4 protein-coding genes, 1 tRNA gene and 1 pseudogene are annotated in these 3,924 nt (G+C 35.2%); all 6 read right to left on the bottom strand.

Annotated features, from left to right (window positions below; all coding sequences use genetic code 11):
• Positions 1-46: 46 nt before the first annotated feature.
• Positions 47-430 (bottom strand): annotated as a pseudogene (locus ABYK33_RS14445) (ORF6N domain-containing protein); the annotation flags it as partial.
• Between the two features lie 169 nt (positions 431-599).
• Positions 600-1,103, bottom strand: coding sequence for a hypothetical protein (locus tag ABYK33_RS14450; protein ID WP_373033999.1), 504 nt, complete (start codon positions 1,101-1,103; stop codon positions 600-602).
• Between the two features lie 28 nt (positions 1,104-1,131).
• Entirely contained in the window at positions 1,132-1,431 is a 300-nt protein-coding gene (locus tag ABYK33_RS14455) for a NifU family protein (RefSeq protein ID WP_373034000.1), read from the bottom strand.
• A gap of 452 nt (positions 1,432-1,883) precedes the next feature.
• Positions 1,884-1,958 (bottom strand) — tRNA-Asn (locus tag ABYK33_RS14460).
• A 76-nt stretch (positions 1,959-2,034) separates the two neighbouring features.
• Positions 2,035-2,946 (bottom strand): radical SAM protein, encoded by a 912-nt coding sequence (locus ABYK33_RS14465; protein ID WP_373034001.1) that lies wholly within the window; start codon positions 2,944-2,946, stop codon positions 2,035-2,037.
• A gap of 2 nt (positions 2,947-2,948) precedes the next feature.
• On the bottom strand, positions 2,949-3,924 hold a 976-nt coding region (locus ABYK33_RS14470; protein WP_373034003.1), incomplete at its 5' end, for a hypothetical protein.

Genomic DNA, 3,924 nt, shown 5'->3' on the forward strand with positions numbered 1-3,924 from the left:
ATATAAATTATTTATTAAGTTAATATATAATATTTAACTTCTAATATTATTCAGACCTTATAAATCCAATGGTTTTACTATCTACTGCTTTTGATTCCTGTATAAGCTCTTCAAGTGCTTTTGTTAACTCTTTGTATTGTCTATCATTTTTTCGTTCTACTTCCATAATCTTCTTGGCTAAAGCATTGTAGTGTTTACTGAACTCTCGCAGTTTTGTAAAGGTTCGCATAATGGCAATATTTACTTCTATAGCTACATCACTCTTTAAAACTGTAGCCAACATATACACACCTTGTTCTGTAAAAGCATAAGGTGCCCTTCTCAGTACCATTCTATCTGAATTGGAGGTCACAATATGTGACCTCCAATTTTCAAACTCTACCTGAGACAATTGAAACATAAAGTTACTTGGAAATCTTTTGATATTTCTTTTTACTGCCTGATGATGATAGTATTAGCTCAAAAACTATAGAGAACCCTGTAGATACTTATATGGATAGCCGTGTTAGTGCCATGGATTTGGCTAAGGAGTCTGTCAAAAACAGTAATAAAAAAGTTGATGAACAGAATAAAGCAATGGAAGCTTTAAAAAAATAATTTTATTTGATAAAAAAAGGTACGTCAGGACCTACAGTAGTTCCTATTTTTGCTAGTTCATCACTGCTTAGTATGAGGTTACATACTTCTTTGACTAAAAGTATAAAGGCTGCCGCATTAGAAGAAGCACCTGCTAGATCTGCTTGTGAGGGGATGCCTTTAGCCACTGCTACTTTATGTTCACAAAAGAAGTCTGAAATGTCTGAGTCATTGGTATGGTCAAGAAGTGCTTTGTAGGCTTTGTAAATGGTATTGGATTCTAAAGGGATATCATCACACCCCTCAATGGTAAATGTTTCACATTCGTAAGGTAGAAAGCTTATGGTGTCATACAGCTCTTTACCTTTTGCGTAGGCTTTTATACTGTACCCTAAGTCACTTCTTTGTATAGAGGCTTTGATTCTATTAATACTCTTTGATTTATTCTGATGTTGTTGATGTATCGAAGCAGTAATAGCATCAACATCCCAAAACCCAGCCTCATCTCCGCCTTCAAAACCACCCATCACTAAAACCTAACTGTTACTTGCAATGTTAAATTGCGTAAACTCTTATTTTATCAGTTTCAAGTTGTCCGTTCAAGATCTTTTGGATCGATACCAGTGTTCCACCTGAACTCTCACATGAACCACAAGCTCCCACATATGAAATATAAACATCTGTTAATCCATTTGTTTCTTTCACATCAAGGAAATCTAGATCTCCATGATCTGCTTGTAGGAATTCTCTGATCTTTAGATCTATGATTACATCAATGGCGTTTATTTTTTGGACAATACTCATATTGTCAAACCCTAATTCATTGGCTTCTTTAATAACATCTTTGCTTTCCATAATAATATCCTTAGTTTTTTATATTTAATTATCTCTAAATTCTTTATTCAAGACTTATACACTCTAAATAATCATTGTATATATACCTTATTACCTTAAATCTTAATTAAAATACTGCGATTAATAAACGATTAAAAATATTTAAATGTTCAAATAAAGCACTTAACTATTAGGCAACATCTCTATTAAAAATGATATTAGCAGTGGCTTTAAGTATAAGTCGTATAGAATGTATAGACGACCATATGATTCACAAATTCAAATAAAGGGGGACATGATGGCAAAAGGTAAAGATGTACAAAAATCTGTTAAGAAAAAATCAGAAAAAACTTTAAAAGAAAAACGCAAAGAAAAAAAGCTTAAAAAAGCGTAAGACTAAAATTTAGATCTTATAAAAAAATGTAGTTTGTGTGTTTAGTTGATTAAGATTTGATTTTGATTATTTAAATATATGGCTCCGGCACGAGGATTCGAACCTCGGACCAAATGATTAACAGTCATCTACTCTACCGCTGAGCTATGCCGGAACAATTATTGAAATAAGCGAGTGCTTGTTTCGTGGGTGAGATTATAGTGAAAAAGTTTTTTAAAGTCAAGGATTTTTTAGGCTTTTTTGTAAAATTCTACACCGTTTGTTGAAACTCTCTTAATTTTATCTTTTCTAAGCAGGTTTTGTACTCTATTTTGACTCTCTTCATCAAAAAGTGCTTCTATGTCTTCTTCTGTCAAAGGACGTTTTGACAACGTTTCAAGTATCTCCTCCTCACTATAGCTGGAAGCCGATATCTCTGCTTTTTTACGTGATGCTATATAGACGGGTAAGCTACTGTCAAAAAGGTGGCTGATCTCCAATAGTTTTTCATAACTTACAGGCTTTACATCAAATGCAGGCGGTCTGTCTATGGTTCCTATGTCTATGCGTGTTGGTTGTAGTTTCAGTAGGTACTCGTTGAGCTTGGCTATCTCTTCTTTCGAGTCATTCAGTGTTTTTACGATGAGTATCTCTATGACCAATGGTCCATTGTATCTTGCTTTGAAAGCCAACATCCCTGCTTTAATGTTTTCTACATCTATGCCTTTATGAGAACGGTCAAGCTTTTGCAAACATTTTTGGGTCGCACAATCTAAAGAGAGTTTCACTTCATCCAGTTTCAACAGTGCATCCTGCACCGAGACATCATCTATATTGGCTGCATTGGTGAGGATAAGTGTCTTGGTTGATCCTTTAAAGGTATTGATCTCATCTATCAGTTCAGAGAGGTGCGGATAAAGCGTCGGTTCACCGTTGGCAGTGAGCGTAATGAAGTCTACATCATCGTGTTCTTTGAGTGCTGTTTTAAGTGCAGTAGTAACTGCTTCTACACTCACTACATCATCATAGGCATCCATTGTCTTTGCAGCGTCCAGTTCACAGTAAAGACAGTCGAAGTTACACTGCTTTTTACCCGGACTCAGGTCAACCCCTAAAGATTTACCAAAACGTCTAGAATGTATGGGACCAAATATAATGTTCACATCTACCTCTTTTTAAGTAATCTCTGACTCTGTTTTTCCAGCTTTTTTTCAAAAGACTCTACGGAGTTTTTATCGATCAGTTTATCACGATTTTCCAGTTTATACCCCAACTTAGCTTCAAACTTCACAAGGGCAATCTTTTTATAGAGCTCTATGATCTTAAGATTGGTCAATCCACCCAGAAAGTTCCGCATTAAACTCAACTTCTCTCTTAGATAAGCTTCCTTACTTAAATCACTGTTATTCAACTGTGTCAGTCTCTCTTTGTACGTATTACTGTCGATCAATTCCATCTCAAATTCTTTGTTGATAAAGTAATCTGCTACTGTCGTAAAATAATGGCTAAAAGGCTTCTTTATATTTTGAACTTTCTTTGACCCCCATAGATACTTAGCTGCTACTTTTTGGAAATCTTTTCTTAACAATTCCAACTCCGGATCAACAGGAATGATCTTTCCATCTTCTCTAAGTGAAAAATTTCTGTTGAATGCCATAGAGATGCTGTTCATCGTATTTTGAAACTCGGTTTTAGCATTACTTGAACGGTTAAGTAATGCGATAAGCAGATCTTTGATCTTCATCTTATCATAATGAAGCGCTTCATAACCAGGTACACTCAATGTTTTTAAATGAACCAGTTTACGTATATCTTTCACTCGTACCTGACTACTGATAGATCGCAACAATATCTCTTGAAGCTTCTCTTTAGAGTAAATATTGAGCGAATCAATAATATCAGTCACACGATACCTGTTTTCATCAGCCAGATCCATCGCTTGACACAGTATCGTTTTACCTGTAGCGTTTTGGATGGTGATACCTTTGGAACTGAGATATTTTTCTTCCAGTTCAATGGCATCTTTAATATATGACTTTAGATAGAGGTATTCAGGGTATTCGTCGAGTTCACTTGCACGTTTCACCAAAGAAGCAAAGGCATACTGTCTCACATCTTCTGGTAAGTTATCGTAGAATTCA

The sequence above is a fragment of the Sulfurovum sp. genome (genome assembly GCF_041562805.1).
Lineage (GTDB): Bacteria > Campylobacterota > Campylobacteria > Campylobacterales > Sulfurovaceae > Sulfurovum.